The organism is Streptomyces sp. NPDC058864 (assembly GCF_042742985.1).
Taxonomy (GTDB): Bacteria; Actinomycetota; Actinomycetes; order Streptomycetales; family Streptomycetaceae; genus Actinacidiphila.
In genome coordinates this window covers 265,022-283,679 of record NZ_JBHYMQ010000001.1, presented here as the reverse complement: position 1 = coordinate 283,679, position 18,658 = coordinate 265,022, and the positions used below count along the sequence as shown (strand labels likewise).

Genomic DNA, 18,658 nt, shown 5'->3' with positions numbered 1-18,658 from the left:
CCGTGTCCGTACAGGTTTTATTTCTGGACATCGTCCAGATCCATGGCGTGAAGTCGTTGTTCGGCGTGCCGAGCCGGTGATTCAGTGTTTGTGTGGTCGTTAGCGACCAGGAGCCCCCGACGGACTCTTCCGAAGATCGACGGGAGGACACATTCACATGAGCACCCCCTACACCACCAGCAACGCCGGGATCCCGGTGGAGAGCGACGCGCATTCGCTCACGGTGGGCTCGGACGGCCCGGTCCTCCTCCAGGACCACTACCTGATCGAGAAGATGGCGCAGTTCAACCGTGAACGGGTCCCGGAGCGTGTGGTGCACGCCAAGGGTTCGGGCGCGTACGGCGTCTTCGAGGTGACGAACGACGTCAGCCAGTTCACCAAGGCCGACGTCTTCCAGCCGGGACGGCGGACGGAGATGCTGGCCCGCTTCTCGACGGTCGCAGGCGAGATGGGCAGCCCCGACACCTGGCGCGATCCGCGCGGATTCGCCCTGAAGTTCTACACCGAGTACGGCAACTACGACCTGGTCGGCAACAACACGCCGATCTTCTTCGTGCGCGACGCGATGAAGTTCCAGGACTTCATCCGCAGCCAGAAGCGCCGTCCCGACTCCGGCCTGCGCGACAACAACATGCAGTGGGACTTCTGGACGCTCTCCCCCGAGTCCGCGCACATGGTCACCTGGCTGATGGGCGACCGCGGCGTGCCCAGGACCTACCGCCACATGAACGGCTACGGCTCCCACACCTACATGTGGGTCAACGGCGGCGGCGAACGGCACTGGATCAAGTACCACTTCAAGACCGACCAGGGCATCGACTTCCTCACCCAGGAGGAGGCCGACCACTACGCGGGCGCCGACGGCGATCTGCACCGCCGGGACCTGCACCAGGCGATCGAACGCGGCGACCACCCGTCGTGGACGCTGTACGTGCAGGTCATGCCGTTCGAGGACGCCGCGGACTACCGGTTCAACCCCTTCGACCTCACCAAGGTGTGGCCGCACGGCGACTACCCGCTGATCGAGGTCGGCCGGATGACCCTGAACAAGAACCCCGAGGACTACTTCATCCACATCGAGCAGGCCGCCTTCGAGCCCAACAACATGGTGCCCGGCATCGGCCCCTCACCGGACAAGATGCTCCTCGGCCGGCTCTTCTCGTACGCCGACACCCACCGCTACCGGATCGGCCCCAACTACGCGCAGCTGCCGCCGAACCGGCCGCACTCCCCGGTGCACTCGTACGCCAAGGACGGCCCGATGCGCTACGAGCCGGCGCGCACCGCCGCCCCGTACGCGCCGAACTCCGTCGGCGGGCCCGAGGCCGACATCCGGCGCTTCGGCGACCCGGCCGGCTGGGAGGTGGCGGGCAACATGGTGCACGAGCCGTACAAGCTGCACCGCGAGGACGACGACTTCGGCCAGGCCGGGACGATGGTCCGCAAGGTCCTGGACGACGCCGCCCGCGACCGGCTGGTCTCCAACGTGTCGGGCCACCTGAAGAACGGGGTCAGCGCCCCCGTCCTGGCCCGCGCGGTCGAGTACTGGCGCAACATCGACAAGGAGGTCGGCGACCGCATCGCCGCCAACGTCAACGGCCTGTAGGCCGCACCTCCCCACGGCCGCAGCCCCGGTGCACGTGATGTCCGTCCGTGCCCCGGGGCTGCATCGCGCCGGCAGGGCCGGAACCGGACGGAGCCCGGGCGCATCCCATCGGTATGCGGACGAGGCCGTGGGCAGGGGTGGGGGCCGTCATGGCCCTGGCGATGGCGGTGGGCTGCGGAGCCCTGGGGGCGGACGGCCCCGACTGCACGGACATAGGAGCGCACTCCGGGGTGCGGCTGCTGTTCGACACGGAGCCCGGCACGACGTACCGGCTGTGCGCCGGCGCGGTATGCACGCGGACCGGAACGGGCGACGGGCAGGAGATGCTGCTCGTCCTGGACCTGCCGGAGCCGGCCGGCCCGGAGCGGGTCGCGGTGCGCTTCACCGGCACCCCGCGGGACGCCGGGGGAACCGCCGGGAGGGCCGCGGTGGACGAGCGCACCGAGGTCACGCTCGAGAAGTGGCAGCCGAACGGTCCGGGCTGTGAACCCACCGCGTATCAGGCCCATCTCGGGTACGAACCGGGAAAGGGCCTGTTCAGGAAGGGTTAGGTCACCGGCACGTCACTATGCACAAGATCTATACAACGTAGGTATACGCATCGTGTAGAGTCCTCGGTCATGAGCATCGGCCACACCCTGCTCGGACTCCTGGAGTCCGGCCCGCGCCACGGATACGACCTGAAGCGGGCATTCGACGACAAGTTCGGCCACGACCGCCCGCTGCACTACGGCCAGGTCTACTCGACGATGGCGCGGCTGCTGAAGCACGGGCTGGTCGAGGTCGACGGCATCGAGCCCGGTGGCGGCCCGGAGCGCAAGCGGTACGCGATCACCGAGGCCGGGATCACCGATGTCGAGAAGTGGCTCGGGCAGCCGGAGAAGCCCGAGCCCTACCTGCAGAACACCCTCTACACCAAGGTCGTCCTCGCCCTGCTCACCGGGCGCAGCGCCGCCGGCCTGCTCGACACCCAGCGGTCCGAGCACCTGCGGCTGATGCGGGAACTGACCGAACGCAAACGGCACGGCGACCTCGCGGACCAGCTCATCTGCGACCACGCCCTGTTCCACCTGGAGGCGGATCTGCGGTGGCTGGAACTCACCGCCGCCCGCCTGGACCTACTCGCGGCGGAGGTAGCCGAGTGAGCACCACGGAGAACCTGATGGAGGCCGTCGACCTGCACAAGGCGTACGGCCCGACCCCCGCCCTGGACGGCGCGGAGTTCGCGATACGCGCCGGTGAGGTGGTCGCCGTCATGGGGCCGTCCGGCTCGGGCAAGTCGACGCTGCTGCACTGCCTGGCCGGCATCGTCCGGCCGGACTCCGGCAGCATCCTGTACCGGGGACGCGACCTGACCGCGATGAGCGACGCCGAGCGCAGCGCGCTGCGCCGCGGCGAGTTCGGCTTCGTCTTCCAGTTCGGCCAGCTAGTCCCTGAGCTGACCTGCGTGGAGAACGTGGCGCTGCCGCTGCGGCTGAACGGCACCAAGCGCAAGGAGGCCGAGGCGCGCGCCGGCGAGTGGCTGGCCCGGCTGGAGGTCGACGAACTGGCCGGCAAGCGTCCCGGCGAGATCTCCGGCGGCCAGGGCCAGCGGGTCGCCGTGGCCCGGGCCCTGGTCACCGGCCCGCGGGTGGTCTTCGCCGACGAGCCGACCGGCGCCCTGGACTCCCTCAACGGCGAGCGGGTGATGCGCATGCTCACCGACGCCGCCCGCGACACCAACGCCGCCGTCGTCCTCGTCACGCACGAGGCGCGGGTCGCCGCCTACTCCGACCGCGAGGTCGTCGTCCGGGACGGCAAGTCCCGCGACATGGAAAGGGTGGCATGAGCGCCGACCACCCGTCCCCGCACGGCGGCCTCGCCTGCTGGGTCCGCGACCTCGGCCTGGGCGTCCGCTTCGCGGCGACCGGCGGCCGCGAGGGCTGGACCCGCACGCTGCTCACCGCGGTCGGCGTCGGCCTCGGCGTCGCGCTGCTGCTGGTGGCGGCCGCCGTGCCGGCCATGCTCAGCGCCCGCAGCGACCGGGGGTACGACCGGGACTACTCCTGGTTCAACGACCAGCCCAAGCAGTCCGCCAGCACGGTGCTGCGCGAGCAGGCCGACACCACTTTCCGCGACGACACCATCCGGGGTCTGCTGCTCAAGGCCGACGGCGACCGGCCGGTGCTGCCGCCGGGCCTCGACGCGATGCCCGCGCCCGGTGAGATGGTGGTCTCCCCCGCGCTGAAGAAGCTGCTCGACCGGCCCGGCAGCAAGCTGCTGCGGGAACGGCTGGACTACCGCATCTCCGGTGTCATCGGCGACGAGGGCCTGCTCGGCCCGGCCGAACTGGCCTACTACGCGGGCGACGACGGCCTCGTCGCCCGCAACGAGGACGGTTCCGTCGGAAACGCCACCCGCATCCCGTACTTCGGGGGCGGCACCGTCAAGCCCGAGCCGCTGGGCGGGGTGCTGAGCCTGCTGGTCGTCATCATCGTCGTCGTCCTGCTGATGCCGGTGGCCGTCTTCATCGGCACCGCCGTCCGCTTCGGCGGCGAACGGCGGGACCGCCGGCTGGCCGCGCTGCGGCTGGTCGGCGCGGACAGCAGGATGACCCGGCGGATCGCGGCCGGCGAGGCGCTGTTCGGCTCCCTGCTCGGACTCGTCGTGGGCACCGGGATCTTCCTGTGGGTCCGGCAGTTCTCGACCGATGTGACGCTGTACGACATCAGCCTCTTCCCGTCCGACATCACGCCAGGTCCCGCTCTGGCCGCACTGGTGGCGGTGGCGGTTCCGGGGGCGGCGGTCGCGGTCACCTTGCTGGCGATGCGCGGCATCGCCATCGAGCCGCTCGGAGTGGTGCGCGACGCCACCCCGCGCAAGCGGCGGCTGTGGTGGCGGCTGCTGATCCCGCTGGCGGGCATCGCACTGCTGGCCCCGCTGTTCGGGAGCATCTCGCAGGACAGCGAGATCAACCCCTACCAGGTGACGGCCGGCGTGGTCCTGCTGCTGGTCGGTCTCACCGCCGTGCTGCCCTGGCTGGTCGAGTCGGTCGTCGGCCGCTTCCGCGGCGGCCCGCTGCCCTGGCAGCTGGCCACGCGCCGCATCCAGCTCAACAGCAGCGCCGCCGCCCGCATGGTCAGCGGCGTCACCGTCGCCGTGGCGGGGGCGATCGCCCTCCAGTCGCTCTTCACCGGGGTGCAGGGCGACTTCGTCAAGGAGACCGGCGAGGACCCGGAGCGCGCCCAGCTCAGCATCTCCATGAACGTCGGCAGCGGGACGGAGGCACAGCGCGTGGAGAAGGCCTTCGCCGACACCCCGGGCGTCCGCGCGGTGCTCGGCGTCGTCCAGGGCGACGCCGTCCAGGGGAACGCCTCGACGCTGAAGTCCGACGACATCCGGTACGCGACGCTGGTCGTCGGCGACTGCGCCACGCTGCGCGAACTCGCCGAGGTCGGGGCCGGCTGCGCCGACGGCGACGTGTTCCTGGTGTCCGACCCCGGTGGATACGGCGACATGAGCTTCGCCAAGCCCGGCAGCACGCTCGATCTGAACACGCCGGCCACGGACAAGTACACCGGCAAACCCCAGCCGTGGCGGATCCCCGCCGGCGCCCGCCCGGCGAAGTCCCGGGTGGCGCCGGACGGGAACCAGGAGTGGGGCGTGCTGGCCACCCCCGGTGCCCTGGACGTGGCCGCCCTGCGTACGCCCGCCGTTCGGCTCATGCTGAGGACCGACCCGGGCTCACCGGACGCCGTCGAGCACGCCCGCAACACCGCCGCGCGCCTCGATCCCGCGCTCTCCGTCTACGAGTTGCAGACGACCCGGGAGGCCCGCAAGTTCACGACCATCCGGCGCGGGCTGTTCATCGGCGCCACGGCCACCCTGGCCCTGATCGGCGCGAGCCTGCTGGTCTCCATGCTGGAGCAACTGCGCGAGCGCAGAAGGCTGCTGGCCGTCCTGGTCGCCTTCGGTACCCGGCGGTCCGTGCTCGGACTGTCGGTGCTCTGGCAGACCGCGCTGCCGGTCGCCCTGGGGCTCGCCCTCGCCGTCGTCGGCGGTGCGGGACTCGCCGCGGCCCTGCGGACGATGGTCGGCGAGCGCCCCCACGTCGACTGGGCGAGCGTAGGCGTCATGACGGGTGCCGGCGCGGGAGTGGTCGTCCTGGTCACCCTGCTGAGCCTGCCGCCGCTGTGGCGGATGATGCGTCCGAACGGGCTGCGGACGGAATGACCCCGGGCGGTTCGCCCGTCAGCGGGCGAACCGTACCGGCAGCGGTTCCAGGGCACCGCGCAGCGCGGAGGCGAAGGCCTCGAACTCCTCCGCGCGCGCGGTGCCCGCGCGCATCGCCAGCGCGATCCGCCGCGAGGGCGCCGGATCGGCGAAGAACCCCGTCGCGAGGTCCGCGCTGCGTCCGGTCTCCACCGGGAGCGCCGTCCGCGGCAGCAGCGTCACCCCCAGCCCGCCCGCCACCAGTTGCACCAGCGTGGACAGTCCCGCCGCCGTCGTGGTGGCGGTGGCCCCCTCGGTGCGGCCCGCCTCCCGGCAGACGTCCAGCGCCTGGTCGCGGAGGCAGTGGCCCTCCTCCAGCAGCAGCAGGTCCAGCTGCCGCAGGGCCTCGCGGGGGATGTCCATCCGCCCGGCCAGCCAGTGGTCGCGCGGGGTGACCAGGACGAAGTCCTCGTCGAAGAGCGGGAGTTCGGTGACGGAGGGGACCCCGAGCGGGACGGCGAGCAGCAGCAGGTCCAGCCGGCCCGCCGTGAGGCCGTCGAGCAGCGAGGACGTCTGCTCCTCGTGCACCTGGAGCTCGAGCTCGGGATACGTGCCGTGGACCAGCCGCAGCACGGTCGGCAGCAGATAGGGCGCGACCGTGGGGATCACCCCGAGCCGCAGCACCCCGGTGAAGGGGGCGCGCGCCGCCTCCGCCTCGTCCAGCAGGTCGCCGACCGCAGCCAGCACCGCCCGCGCCCGGACCGCGACGCGCTCCCCCGCCGAGGTCAGCAGCACCTTGCGGGTCGTGCGCTCCACGAGCACCACCCCGAGCGCGTCCTCCAGCGCGGCGACCGCCCCGGACAGCGCCGGCTGGCTCGTGCCGATCGCCGAGGCCGCGTCCCTGAAGTGCAGGTGTTCGGCGACGGCCGCGAAGGCCCGCAATTGGGACAGACTCGGCTGGCGCTGGCCCGCGCGCTGACTACTGATAACCGCCTCCGATCAACGGCGTCCAGTCTAGTCGCGCAGGCGATCAACGGCCGCCGGGCCCGCCAGTCGCCCCGGCCGCTGTGGCGTCGGTCACTCTGCGCAGCGAGTCGCCGTAACCTCACTCGTCGATAAGGTCCTCCGATCAATGCACCTCGCCGGGACGATTTCACTGATCAAAGGGCTCATGACAGGGTGACCGGGACCCATCGAGGGACCGCTGCGGCCACCCCGCGCCCGGGTCCCGACCCTCACTAGGAGTGTGCGTGCTCACCGTCGGTGACAAGTTCCCCACGTTCGAACTGACCGCCTGCGTGGACCTCGACCCCGAGAAGGCCTTCGCCCAGATCGACCACAAGTCGTACGAGGGCAAGTGGAAGGTCTACTTCGCGTGGCCGAAGGACTTCACCTTCGTCTGCCCGACGGAGATCGCGGCGTTCGGCAAGCTGAACGACGAGTTCGCCGACCGTGACGCGCAGGTCCTCGGTTTCTCCGTGGACTCCGAGTTCGTGCACCACGCCTGGCGCAAGGACCACGAGGACCTGCGCGACCTGCCCTTCCCGATGCTGTCGGACATCAAGCGCGAGCTCTGCACCGACCTCGGCATCCTCGGCGAGGACGGCGTCGCCCAGCGCGCCACCTTCATCGTGGACCCGAACAACGAGATCCAGTTCGTCATGGTGACCGCCGGCTCCGTCGGCCGTAACCCCAAGGAGGTCCTGCGGGTCCTCGACGCGCTGCAGACGGACGAGCTGTGCCCGTGCAACTGGAAGAAGGGCGACGAGACCCTCGACGTCGTCAAGCTGCTGGCCGGTGAGTGACCGTGGCGCTCGATGAGCTGAAGTCCGCGCTGCCGGACTACGCCAAGGACCTCAAGCTCAACCTGGGCTCCGTGATCGGCAACTCCGAGCTCCCGCAGCAGCAGCTGTGGGGCACGGTGCTGGCGACCGCGATCGCCTCGCGCTCGGCCGTCGTGCTGCGCGCGCTGGAGCCCGAGGCCCGCGAGAACCTCTCGCCGGAGGCGTACCAGGCCGCCAAGGCGGCCGCCGCCATCATGGCGATGAACAACGTCTACTACCGGACCCGGCACCTGCTGTCGGACCCGGAGTACGGCAACCTGCGGGCCGGTCTGCGGATGAACGTCATCGGCAACCCGGGCGTCGACAAGACCGACTTCGAGCTGTGGTCGCTGGCGGTGTCGGCGGTCAACGGCTGCGGGACGTGCCTCGACTCGCACGAGCAGGTGCTCCGCAAGGCGGGCGTCGAGCGCGAGACGATCCAGGAGGCCTTCAAGATCGCCGCCGTCGTGCAGGCGGTCGCGGCGACCCTGGACGCCGAGGCGGTCCTCGCCGGCGCGTGACACGTGCTCCTCTGGGCCCGGCCACCCTTCGGGGGCCGGGCCCTTCGGCCGTCCCGGGTCAGGCCAGCCGTGTGAACTCGACCGTGACCCGGGGCGGTCCGCTGGCGGCGCCCCGGTAGACGCCCTTGTGCGGCGTGACGTCCCCGTAGTCGCGGCCGCGGCCCACCACGACGTGGGACTCGTCGGCGCGGCAGCGGTTGGTGGGGTCGTAGCCGTACCACTCCCCCGCCCAGTACTCGACCCAGGCGTGGCTCTGCCCGGCGACGGCCCGGTGGAGACCGGCCTCGCGTTCCGGATGCAGGTACCCCGACACGTACCGCGTGGGCAGCCCGATGCCGCGCAGCAGACCGGCCGTCAGGTGGGCGATGTCCTGGCACACGCCGGCGCCCTGCTCCCATGCCTCCCGCGCGGAGGTGTGGACCCCGGTGGCGCCCGGCACGTACGCCACCCGGTCGGCGACGATCTCCGCCACCGCGACCGCCGCCTCGTGGGGGTCCAGTCCCGCCACCGCGTCCCGGACGGTGCCGGCGGACTCCGCGGCGACGCAGGTCCGCGGCGTGGGCGCGAGGTGCTCCAGCAGCCGCGTCGTGGCGGCCCGTCCGGCGATCTCCGCCCACCCGGCCGGGGTGCGGAGCGGTGCCGGCGGCGCCGTCTCGACCAGCGAGACCGCCGTGATGACCAGGTCCGCGTGCGGTTCCATCAGGTCGAAGCCGGTGACCTGGGTGCCCCAGTAGTCCCAGTACGACCAGGTGGCCGTCGCCGGGCTGACGGTGACCCGGGCGTCGAGGGTCGTCTGGTGGGGCAGGGTGAGCGGGGTCATGCGGACCTCGTTGTGGGAGGAGACCGCCGCCTCGGCGTAGCCGACCCGGGTCTCGTGCCGGATGCGCAGTCTGCGGGTCATCGCGCTCACGCTCCTTCCTGCGCCCACGCCATGGCGCCCTGGTAGGGGAAGAACCGTTCCGCCACGGCCTCGGCCGAGGCCATGCACGCCTGCTGGAGGTCGCGCAGCAGCAGCGGCAGCGACTCCTCCAGGCTGCCTGAGTCCAGGTACTCCAGCCGGGTGCGCAGACGCCCGATGGGCCGGCGGGCGGCGTCGTGCCGGGGTCTGCCCAGGTCCGCGAGGCAGTCCTCGGCGGTGGTGAGCGCGTGCAGCGCGCTGCGCGGGAAGTCCCGGTCCAGCAGCAGGAACTCCGCGACCCGCGCGGTGTCCCCGAACCCGCCGTAGACCCGGGCGAAGGCCTCGTCCGCGCCGCTGGCGCTGAGCAGCGTCGGCCAGTCCGGGGCGTGCGCGGCGTCCAGCACCCGCACCGCGAGCAGCCGTACGGTCATGTCGACGCGTTCGAGGCTCCGGCCGAGCACCACGAAGCGCCAGCTGTCGTCCCGGCTCATCGTGGAGTCGGTGAGCCCGGCGAAGAGCGCCGCCCTGCGGCGCACGAGGTCCAGGTAGGCGTACGGGCCGGTGCGGCGCGCGGCGCGGCGCTGCTCGCCGAGGGCGTGCCAGGTGGAGTTGAGGCACTCCCACATGTCGGAGGAGATCGCCTCGCGGGCGCTGCGCGCGTTGGCACGGGCGGCGCCGAGCGCCCCCTCGATGGAGCCGGGGCTGCGCGCGTCGAAGGCGAGGGCGTCCATCACCTGGTCCATGTCGCAGGGCTGGTCGCCCGGGGCGGACAGGCCGAGGATCGCGTACAGGGAGCGGCAGGCCGCGTCCTCGTCCCGCCAGGGATCCTCCAGCAGCCGGTGCAGGTAGGCGTCGAGGATGCGGGCCGTGGCGTCGGCGCGCTCGACGTAGCGGCCGGTCCAGGTCAGCGCCTCCGCGATGCGGGAGAGGATGATGTCGTTCATCGCCGTGGCTCCTGCCGGTCCGGTCGGTGCCGTCGGTACCGTCACTGCTGCTGCGCCCCTTCCTGCTCGGACGGACCGCGGCCGCCGCCGGGTCCGAGGTGGCGCGGGGCCACCGACGGCGGCACGGCCGCCGCGCCCTCCGCCTCCGCGGCGTCCTGCTCGGCCGGCCCGCCGAAGGCCTCGGCGGACCGGCGGGCCGGCGCCAGCACCCAGGTGTCCTTCGAGCCGCCGCCCTGGCTGGAGTTGACGATGAGGTTGCCCTCCCGCAGGGCGACCCGGGTGAGACCGCCCGGCAGCACCCAGATCTCGTCCCCGTCGTTGACGGCGAAGGGCCGCAGGTCGATGTGGCGCGGGGCGACCCGGCCGTCGGCGAAGGTCGGCGAGGTCGACAGGGCGACCGGGCGCTGGGCGATCCAGCCCCGGGGGTCGGCGGCCACCGCCTTGCGGGTGCGCTCCAGGGTGGCGGCGTCGGCGGCGGGCCCGATGACGATGCCGGAGCCCCCCGCCCCGTCCACCGGCTTGACGACGAGCTGGTCGATCTGGTCGAGGACGGCCTCCAGCCGGCCGGGCTCGTCGGGCCGGAAGGACTCCACGTTGGGCAGGACGGGTTCCTCGCCGAGGTAGTAGCGGATCAGGTCGGGGACGTAGGTGTAGAGCAGCTTGTCGTCGGCGATCCCGTTGCCCACGGCGTTGGCGAGCGTGACGTTCCCTGCCGTCGCGGCGCTCAGGATGCCCGGGCAGCCGATCACGGAGTCGGGCCGGAAGTGCAGCGGGTCGAGGAAGTCGTCGTCCAGCCGCCGGTATACGACGTGGACCGGCATCTCGCCCCGGGTCGTGCGCATCCACACCCGGTTGCCGGAGCACACCAGGTCGTCCCCCTGGACCAGCTGCACCCCCATCAGCCGGGCGAGCAGCGCGTGCTCGAAGTACGCGGCATTGCTCGGTCCCGGGGTCAGGACGACGACCTGCGGGTCGGTCACGCCCGCGGGCGCGGCGGCACGCAACGCCGCCAGCAGCCGCTGGCCGTAGGCGTCCACCGGACGCACCGGCTGCTCCGCGAAGAGCGAGGGGAACATCCGGGTCATCGCCCGCCGGTTCTCGATGACGTAGCTGACGCCGGAGGGGACGCGCACGTTGTCCTCCAGGACCCGGAACACGCCCCGCTCGTCCCGGACGAGGTCGATCCCGCTCACGTGCACGCGCACCCCGTTCGGGGGCTCGACGCCGTGCGCCGCCCGGTGGAAGTGCGGGGACTGCAGCAGCAGCCGCCAGGGGACCACGCCGTCCTCGAAGGCGCGGGCCGGGCCGTAGGCGTCGGCGAGGTAGGCCTCCAGCGCCCTGACCCGCTGGATCACCCCGCGCTGGACCAGGTCCCACTCCAGAGCGTCGAGGACGCGCGGGACGAGGTCGAGCGGCCAGGGCCGCTCCTCCCCCGCGAAGGCGTAGGTGACCCCGCGGTCCGTGAACGAGCGGGCCATCTGGTCCGCCCGGAACCTCAGCTCGGCCGCGTCCATGGGCTGCAGAGCGGCCAGTACCGGCTCGTAGGCGGTCCTGACCACACCCGGCCGCTCGAACATCTCGTCCCATGCGTCGGCCAGCGCATAAGCGTCAAATATGTCCGCCATGACGCGACGTTAGGCGGAACGTGTGACGGACCGGTCACGGTGCGATTTCCGGGAGCGCACACGCGCGCGGCCGCCCCGTGGGGCGGCCGCGGCACGACGTGCCGGGCTGTCAGACGGTCTCCCCCGACGTGGCGCCGGGGAGCCCCGGCGCGCCGACCGGCGCCACCTCGGCGGCCGTCGCTCCGTGCGGCGCGGGCTCGTCGGCGATCGCCGCCTCCCGGGAGTGGGCCCGCAGGTAGCCGACGACGGTGTTGGTCACCGCGACCAGCGGTACGGCGACGACCGCACCGCCGATGCCGGCGATGAGCGAACCGGCCGCCACCGACAGGATCACGCCGAGCGGATGCACCCGCACCGCGCGGCCCAGGATGAACGGCTGCAGGATGTGGCCCTCGATCTGCTGCACCAGCAGGACCACGACCAGCACCATCAGCGCCGTGAACGGACCCTCCGTCACCAGCGCGACCACCATCGCGATGGCACCCGAGGCGACCGCGCCGACCAGCGGCACGAACGCCGCCAGGAAGATGATGACGGCCAGCGGCACCGCCATCGGCACCCCGAGGAAGAAGATCCCGATGCCGATGAAGATGGCGTCGATCAGGGCCACTATCACCGTGCCCCGCACGTAGAGGGTGAGGGTGCGCCAGGCGCGCGGCCCCGCGCCGCCGAGCCCGTCACGGGCGGCCACGGGGAAGAGCTTGAGGCACCAGTTCCAGATGTTCCGGCCGTCGTAGAGCAGGAACAGCGTGCTGAACATCGCCAGCAGGATGCCGGTGAGCATCTCCACGACCACGGTGACGCCCTGCAGCCCGGCGTCGGTCAGCGCCTTGGAGTTGGTGCCGATCGCCTCCTGGAGGTTCTTGGCGATCTGGTTGATCTGGTCCTCTGTCACGTGGAACGGGCTGTTGAGCAGCCAGCGTTTCAGCTCGGTGATGCCGTCCTGGAGGCTGCTGGAGAGGTTGTCGACGTTCTCCAGGACCTGCCAGACGACGAACCAGCCGACCAGGCCCATCATCACGAAGCCGCCGATGAAGACGATGGCCGTGGCGAACCCGCGCGGCACCCCCATCCGCTTCAGCCGGCCCACGAAGGGCTGCAGCAGCGCCGTGATCAGGAGCGCGGCGACAAAGGCGAGGACGACCAGCTGTATGGTGCCGATCACCCGCATCAGCACCCAGACGGTGCCGGCCAGCACCAGCAGCCGCCAGCCGAGTTCGGCCGCGACCCGCATGCTCCACGGCACCTGGGCGACCGGGTCGCCGGGGCCGGAGGCGCGCGGCGCGGGCCGGCGCGCGGTCCGCTCCTCCTGGCGGCGGGCCTCCTCACGGGCGCCCTGGGCCGCGGCCCGGCGCTGTTCCTCCAGCCTCCCGGCGAGCTTGGCCAGCTCGGCCGCCAGCCCGGAGCCCCATTGGCGCTTCTCCGACATCGCTTCCCCTGTCCCCCGCCCCCCGGCCTGTCCGTCCGCTCCACCGTACGCGCAACGAGCCCCCGATCCCTCAAGGGGTCGGGGGCTCGTCGGCAAATTGTGGATGGGCGGCCTAGTACCAGTGGTTGGCCTGCCAGAACGACCAGGCACCGCAGGGGCTGCCGTACCGGCTGTTCATGTAGTTGAGGCCCCACTTGATCTGGGTGCCGGGGTTGGTGCGCCAGTCGGCGCCCGCGGAGGCCATCTTGGAGCCGGGCAGGGCCTGGACGAGGCCGTAGGCGCCGGAGGAGGCGTTCGTCGCGGTGTAGTTCCAGCCGCTCTCACGGGTCACGATGTTGGAGAAGCACTGGTACTGAGAGGCGTCGCCGACGATCCCCTGCGCCATGGCCTGGACCTCGGCGACCGTGTACGAGGCCTTGACGACCAGCGCGGCACGCTGCGCGGCGCGGGAGGCCTCCTTGGCCTTGCGCTCGGCCTCGGCCTTCTCCTCCGCCTTCTTGCGGGCAGAGGCGTCCTTGGCGGCCTGCTTGCGCGCCGACTCCTCCGCGGCCTTCTTGGCGCTGGCGTCGGCGGCGTCGGACTGCGCCTGCACCTGCTGCGTCAGGGAAGCCTGCTGAACCTGCTGTCCAGCGGGTATGTCCGCGAGGACGGTGGTCGCATCGGCGGCGGCGACGGGCTGTACGGCACCCTCGCTGCCGGAGGCGACACCGACGACGGCGCCCACAGTGGTGACCGCAGTGGCCGAAGCCACCGCGAATCCCCGGACCGAGATCCGGCTCACACGGTTTCCTTCCAGCGTCGCCCGCTTGGTGACCTCACGGACGCGATCGTGCCCCTTCGCACTGGCTCCTACCGCACCGGTCACGGAAGCACTGGCCCGGTGGGGCTCCCCCCGGTGGGGCGGGAGTCCGCAGATTCAGCTCGGGCGGCCCACGGCGAACGCTGTTCAGTTCTGAGGTTCCGTACGTTTGCGGGTACGGGTGTGCCGAGGGCGGGGGCCTGACAGAACCGACAGCCTGCCGCAGGCGGACGCGTCCACGCAATTCCCCGTTGCGTGTCAAAGCTCACACGCCACGCGGGCCACGGAAATTTCCGTTACGCATCCGTAGCCTCCGCGGACAGCGCTAGGCTGCTGCGCCCTTGCGGCGCAGCAGCCTGGCGGGGGGTCGAACTCGCCTGTTACGCCCGGCCGTCCTCCAGCATCTCCGTCACGAGCGCGGCGATCGGCGAGCGCTCGGAGCGGGTCAGGGTGATGTGGGCGAACAGCGGGTGGCCCTTGAGCTTCTCGACGACGGCGACCACTCCGTCGTACCGACCCACCCTCAGGTTGTCGCGCTGGGCGACGTCATGGGTCAGGACGACCCGGGAATTCTGCCCGATACGGGACAACACGGTCAGCAGGACGTTGCGCTCCAGGGACTGCGCCTCGTCGACGATCACGAAGGCGTCGTGCAGGGAGCGGCCCCGGATGTGCGTGAGGGGCAGGACCTCCAGCATGCCGCGCGCCACGACCTCCTCGATGACCTCCTTCGACGTCACCGCGCCCAGGGTGTCGAAGACCGCCTGGGCCCAGGGGCTCATCTTCTCGGCCTCCGAGCCCGGCAGGTAGCCGAGCTCCTGGCCGCCCACGGCGTACAGCGGCCGGAAGACCATGACCTTCTGGTGCTGCTGACGCTCCAGCACCGCCTCCAGCCCCGCGCACAGCGCCAGCGCCGACTTGCCGGTGCCGGCCCGGCCGCCCATCGACACGATGCCGACGTCCGGGTCGAGCAGCAGGTCCAGCGCGATCCGCTGCTCGGCACTGCGGCCGTGGATGCCGAAGGCCTCCCGGTCGCCGCGCACCAGCCGGACCCGGCCGTCGGCCGTCACCCGGCCGAGCGCCTTGCCGCGCTCGGACTGCAGGACCAGGCCGGTGTGCACCGGCAGTCCGGCCACGTCGGGCAGGTCGACGGTCTCCGACTGGAAGAGCTCGTCCACCTCCTGGGCCGCGACCTGCAGCTCGTGCATGCCGGTCCACCCGGAGGTGATCGCCAGCTCGGCCCGGTACTCCTCGGCCAGCAGGCCGACGGAGGAGGCCTTGACGCGCAGCGGCAGGTCCTTGGACACGACGGTGACGTCGTACCCCTCGGCCTGGAGGTTCCGGGCCACCGCGAGGATCCGCGAGTCGTTGTCGCCCAGGCGGAACCCCGCCGGCAGCACGCCCGGGTCCGAGTGGTTCAGTTCGACGCGCAGGGTGCCGCCCAGCTCGCCGATCGGGATGGGTGCGTCCAGCCGCCCGTACCGGATCCGGTACTCGTCGAGCAGCCGCAACGCCTGGCGGGCGAAGTAGCCGAGCTCGGGGTGGTGGCGCTTGGCTTCCAACTCGGTCACCACCACGACCGGCAGGACCACCTCGTGCTCGTCGAAGCGGAGGAGGGCATGCGGGTCGGCAAGCAGCACGCTGGTGTCGAGTACGTAAGTGCGCCGGTCGTGCTCACGGCGATTCTTGCTGGTCACCACGTGTGGACGAACCCCCTCGGAAGAGGTGCGGGTGCGACGGCGTCGCGCGGGACAGGGCCGGGACCGACCAGAGGGGCCGGACCACGACCCTTCGAGTCGACGCGGTCAATGCCGTCTGAGTCAAGGGTTGACAACGGCACGTCCGTGAGCAAAGGGCCTCCCGGGCGGACGGGCCAGGTGCCGTCCGCTTCTGTCCGACATCCATGGGCCGGATGTCGGTCTGACGGGTCTATTCCCTCGAAAGTGGAGGCCTATGCGACTGCATATGACAGGTGTTGGCCCGGGCCCTACCCTTGCCGCCCCGTCGCCGGGCGTTCCCGCCCCCTTCGCCGGGACGTAATCCGGCCACCGCGCCCTCCGCCGTTCGCCGCGGTCCGGGTGTGGCGCATCTCTCCCCGGTACCGCCGTCCGGGTGACCCCGGGAGCCGGGGTCCGGGCTCAGGCCCCGTACCGCCGGTGCCGCGCCGCGTAGTCACGCAACGCCCGCAGGAAGTCCACCCGACGGAACGCCGGCCAGAACACCTCGCAGAAGTAGTACTCCGAATGCGCGCTCTGCCACAGCATGAAGCCCGACAGGCGCTGTTCGCCGGAGGTGCGGATGACGAGGTCGGGGTCGGGCTGGCCGCGGGTGTAGAGGTGCTCCGCGATGTGGTCGATGTCGAGGATCTCCGCGAGGTCCTCGATGGAGGTGCCGCGGCCGGCGTGCTCGTGGAGCAGGGAGCGGACCGCGTCGGCGATCTCCTGGCGGCCGCCGTAGCCCACGGCGACGTTGACGAGTATGCCCTCGACGCCCTCCGTGGCCTGTTCGGCCTCCTTCAGGACGGACTGGGTGCGGGCCGGCAGCAGATCCCGCGCGCCGACGTGGTGGACGCGCCAGCGGCCGGTCGCGGCGAGGCCGCGGACCGCGTCCTCGATGATGCCGAGCAGCGGGACGAGTTCCTCCGCCGGGCGGTCCAGGTTGTCCGTGGAGAGCAGCCACAGCGTGACGACCTCGACACCGGTCTCCTCGGACCAGCCGAGCACCTCGGTGATCTTGTCCGCGCCGGCCCGGTGGCCCTGCTCGGTCGTCCGGGCGGCGGCCTTGGCCCAGCGCCGGTTGCCGTCCAGGATGACGCCGATGTGCTTGGGGCCCTGCGACAGGTCGAGCCGGCGCTCCACACGGTGGGCGTACAGGTCGGTCAACCTGAGACGTACCAGGTCGCGCAGATTCATTGGCGGGCCCCTCCTGCGGTCGTCACCCCCTCGCCACCCTACTGCGCCTCTCCACGGGCCGCCGAACCGGGTGCGAGGCTGTGGACCACCGTCGTGATAGGACCGCTTCTGTGGATATTCGTTCTCTCTACCGCGCCGCCGACGAGCGCTACGACGCGATGGCGTACCGCCGTACCGGCCGCAGCGGACTGAAGCTCCCCGAGATCTCCCTCGGGCTCTGGCACAACTTCGGCGACGACCGCACCCTCGACTCGCAACGCGCCATCCTGCGCCGCGCCTTCGACCTCGGCGTCACCCACTTCGACCTGGCCAACAACTACGGCCCGCCCTACGGTTCCGCCGAGAGCAACTTCGGGACCGTCCTCGCCCAGGACTTCCGTCCCTACCGCGACGAGCTGGTCATCTCGACCAAGGCGGGCTACGACATGTGGCCCGGCCCGTACGGCGAGTGGGGCAGCCGGAAGTACCTGCTCTCCTCCCTCGACCAGTCCCTGGGCCGCATGGGCCTGGACTACGTCGACATCTTCTACTCGCACCGCTTCGACCCCGACACCCCGCTGGAGGAGACGATGGGCGCCCTCGCGTCCGCCGTCCACCAGGGCAAGGCGCTCTACGTCGGCATCTCCTCGTACAGCGCGCAGCGCACCCGCGAGGCCGCCGGTCTGCTGCGCCAGATGGGCGTGCCGGCGCTGATCCACCAGCCCTCGTACTCGATGATCAACCGCTGGGTCGAGGACGACGGGCTGCTGGACGTCCTGGACGAGGAGGGCATGGGCTGCATCCCCTTCGTCCCCCTGGCCCAGGGCCTCCTGACGGACAAGTACCTGAACGGCATCCCGGAGGGCTCCCGGGCCGCCCAGGGCAAGTCCCTCGACCCCACCCTGATCACCGACGAGGTCGTGCGGAGGCTGCGCGGCCTCAACGACATCGCCGCCCGGCGCGGCCAGTCGCTGGCGCAGCTCGCGCTGAGCTGGGTGCTGCGCGACAGGCGGATCACCTCCGCGCTCATCGGGGCGTCGAGCGTCGCCCAGCTGGAGGCCAACGTCGCGGCGGTGGGCGCCGCCCCGCTGACGGCCGAGGAGCTCGCCGAGATCGACGAGTACGCCCTCGAGTCGGGCGTCAACCTCTGGTCCCGCAGCAGCGACGCGTGACATCGGCGGGCGCCCTGGTCAGGACGGCAGCAGCGGTCCGGCCAGGGCGCCGGCCAGGATGAACGGCCCGAAGGGCAGCGGCGTTCGGCGCCCGGCACGGCGGGCCGCCAGCAGCACCAGGCCCGTGACCGCGCCCAGCGCGAAGGCCGCGAAGGTCCCGGCGGCGAGCGTCCCCCACCCGTACCAGGCGAGGACCATGCCCGCGGTGGGAGCGAGTTTGACGTCGCCGAAGCCCATGCCGTCCGGGTTGACCAGGTGCAGGACGAGGTAGAACAGCCCCAGCGCGACCGCGCCCAGCAGCGCCCGGGGCCAGGAACCCCCGTGGCCCGGGAGCAGCGCGGCCGCCCCCAGCAGCACCGCCGTCCCCGCGGCGGCGGGCAGCGTCAGCACGTCCGGCAGCCGCAGCACCGTCAGGTCGACCCGGGCGAGCAGCACTCCGAGCGGGACGAGCAGCAGCCACACCGTCAGCTCGGGCCGCGGTCCGGTGCCCGCCGCCACCGCCGCGCAGATCCCGGCGGTGAGCAGCGCGGAGCGCCAACCGGACGCCGGCCTCCCGGCGTTGCGCACCGGCCCGGCCCAGCCCCGCCACCCGGCCGGGTAGGGCAGCTCCGCCGGACACCGGGTCCGCCGGGGCTGCTCCGGCGGGACGGAGAGCCGGTACGCCGGCCGCGGCAGGGCGAGGCCCACGACGGTTCCCCACACGACGGCAGCGGCGATCGGATAGACATGCATCGGGCCCGACCGTACACGGGCGCACCA

The 18,658-nt window shown here is 71.9% G+C and carries 17 protein-coding genes; 8 read left to right on the top strand and 9 right to left on the bottom strand.

Annotated elements, in window-relative coordinates:
- Positions 1 to 157 precede the first annotated feature (157 nt).
- From ACFW3D_RS01330 to ACFW3D_RS01310, 5 genes are all read left to right on the top strand, one after another.
- A complete protein-coding gene (locus ACFW3D_RS01330; protein ID WP_500500010.1) occupies positions 158 to 1,606 on the top strand; it encodes a catalase in 1,449 nt (482 codons plus the stop codon).
- A gap of 149 nt (positions 1,607 to 1,755) precedes the next feature.
- On the top strand, positions 1,756 to 2,157 hold the full coding sequence (locus tag ACFW3D_RS01325; protein WP_500500008.1) for a hypothetical protein: 402 nt from the start codon (positions 1,756 to 1,758) through the stop codon (positions 2,155 to 2,157).
- A 69-nt stretch (positions 2,158 to 2,226) separates the two neighbouring features.
- Positions 2,227 to 2,751 (top strand): PadR family transcriptional regulator, encoded by a 525-nt coding sequence (locus ACFW3D_RS01320; RefSeq protein WP_500500005.1) that lies wholly within the window; start codon positions 2,227 to 2,229, stop codon positions 2,749 to 2,751.
- 17 nt (positions 2,752 to 2,768) lie between these two features.
- Complete coding sequence (locus ACFW3D_RS01315) at positions 2,769 to 3,434, top strand: ABC transporter ATP-binding protein (protein WP_500500174.1); 666 nt, start codon at positions 2,769 to 2,771, stop codon at positions 3,432 to 3,434.
- Positions 3,431 to 5,818, top strand: coding sequence for an FtsX-like permease family protein (locus tag ACFW3D_RS01310; RefSeq protein WP_500500002.1), 2,388 nt, complete (start codon positions 3,431 to 3,433; stop codon positions 5,816 to 5,818). Before ACFW3D_RS01315 ends, ACFW3D_RS01310 begins: the two co-directional genes overlap by 4 nt.
- 18 nt (positions 5,819 to 5,836) lie before the next feature.
- Here the strand turns inward: ACFW3D_RS01310 and ACFW3D_RS01305 are convergent, their stop codons facing one another.
- On the bottom strand, positions 5,837 to 6,739 hold the full coding sequence (locus ACFW3D_RS01305; protein WP_500499999.1) for a hydrogen peroxide-inducible genes activator: 903 nt from the start codon (positions 6,737 to 6,739) through the stop codon (positions 5,837 to 5,839).
- A 308-nt stretch (positions 6,740 to 7,047) separates the two neighbouring features.
- Here ACFW3D_RS01305 and ACFW3D_RS01300 point away from each other — a divergent pair, with 308 nt between their 5' ends.
- Both ACFW3D_RS01300 and ACFW3D_RS01295 read left to right on the top strand, forming a co-directional pair.
- Positions 7,048 to 7,602 (top strand): peroxiredoxin, encoded by a 555-nt coding sequence (locus ACFW3D_RS01300; protein WP_500499997.1) that lies wholly within the window; start codon positions 7,048 to 7,050, stop codon positions 7,600 to 7,602.
- Between the two features lie 2 nt (positions 7,603 to 7,604).
- Positions 7,605 to 8,141 (top strand): alkyl hydroperoxide reductase, encoded by a 537-nt coding sequence (locus ACFW3D_RS01295; RefSeq protein ID WP_500499994.1) that lies wholly within the window; start codon positions 7,605 to 7,607, stop codon positions 8,139 to 8,141.
- Positions 8,142 to 8,199: 58 nt separating this feature from the next.
- Here ACFW3D_RS01295 and ACFW3D_RS01290 read toward each other — a convergent pair whose 3' ends face one another.
- The 7 genes from ACFW3D_RS01290 to ACFW3D_RS01260 form a co-directional block, all read right to left on the bottom strand.
- Complete coding sequence (locus ACFW3D_RS01290; protein WP_500499993.1) at positions 8,200 to 9,042, bottom strand: transglutaminase family protein; 843 nt, start codon at positions 9,040 to 9,042, stop codon at positions 8,200 to 8,202.
- Between the two features lie 5 nt (positions 9,043 to 9,047).
- Complete coding sequence (locus ACFW3D_RS01285) at positions 9,048 to 9,983, bottom strand: alpha-E domain-containing protein (protein WP_500499989.1); 936 nt, start codon at positions 9,981 to 9,983, stop codon at positions 9,048 to 9,050.
- Between the two features lie 41 nt (positions 9,984 to 10,024).
- The gene (locus tag ACFW3D_RS01280; RefSeq protein WP_500499987.1) at positions 10,025 to 11,608 is read right to left on the bottom strand and encodes a circularly permuted type 2 ATP-grasp protein; all 1,584 of its coding nucleotides are present in this window, start codon (positions 11,606 to 11,608) and stop codon (positions 10,025 to 10,027) included.
- Between the two features lie 109 nt (positions 11,609 to 11,717).
- A complete protein-coding gene (locus ACFW3D_RS01275) occupies positions 11,718 to 13,037 on the bottom strand; it encodes an AI-2E family transporter (protein ID WP_500499983.1) in 1,320 nt (439 codons plus the stop codon).
- A gap of 112 nt (positions 13,038 to 13,149) precedes the next feature.
- Positions 13,150 to 13,818 carry an aggregation-promoting factor C-terminal-like domain-containing protein gene (locus ACFW3D_RS01270; protein ID WP_500499980.1) on the bottom strand — a complete coding sequence of 223 codons (669 nt, stop codon included), beginning with the start codon at positions 13,816 to 13,818 and terminating at the stop codon, positions 13,150 to 13,152.
- A gap of 398 nt (positions 13,819 to 14,216) precedes the next feature.
- A complete protein-coding gene (phoH2, locus tag ACFW3D_RS01265; RefSeq protein WP_361809483.1) occupies positions 14,217 to 15,536 on the bottom strand; it encodes an RNA 5'-3' helicase PhoH2 in 1,320 nt (439 codons plus the stop codon).
- 438 nt (positions 15,537 to 15,974) lie between these two features.
- The gene (locus tag ACFW3D_RS01260) at positions 15,975 to 16,748 is read right to left on the bottom strand and encodes an isoprenyl transferase (RefSeq protein WP_361809481.1); all 774 of its coding nucleotides are present in this window, start codon (positions 16,746 to 16,748) and stop codon (positions 15,975 to 15,977) included.
- Between the two features lie 110 nt (positions 16,749 to 16,858).
- On the opposite strand from ACFW3D_RS01260, the gene mgrA reads away from it, so the two are divergent.
- A complete protein-coding gene (gene mgrA / locus ACFW3D_RS01255; RefSeq protein ID WP_500499975.1) occupies positions 16,859 to 17,899 on the top strand; it encodes an L-glyceraldehyde 3-phosphate reductase in 1,041 nt (346 codons plus the stop codon).
- An 18-nt stretch (positions 17,900 to 17,917) separates the two neighbouring features.
- Here the strand turns inward: mgrA and ACFW3D_RS01250 are convergent, their stop codons facing one another.
- Positions 17,918 to 18,631 (bottom strand): prepilin peptidase, encoded by a 714-nt coding sequence (locus ACFW3D_RS01250; protein ID WP_500499972.1) that lies wholly within the window; start codon positions 18,629 to 18,631, stop codon positions 17,918 to 17,920.
- Between the last annotated feature and the right edge of the window lie 27 nt (positions 18,632 to 18,658).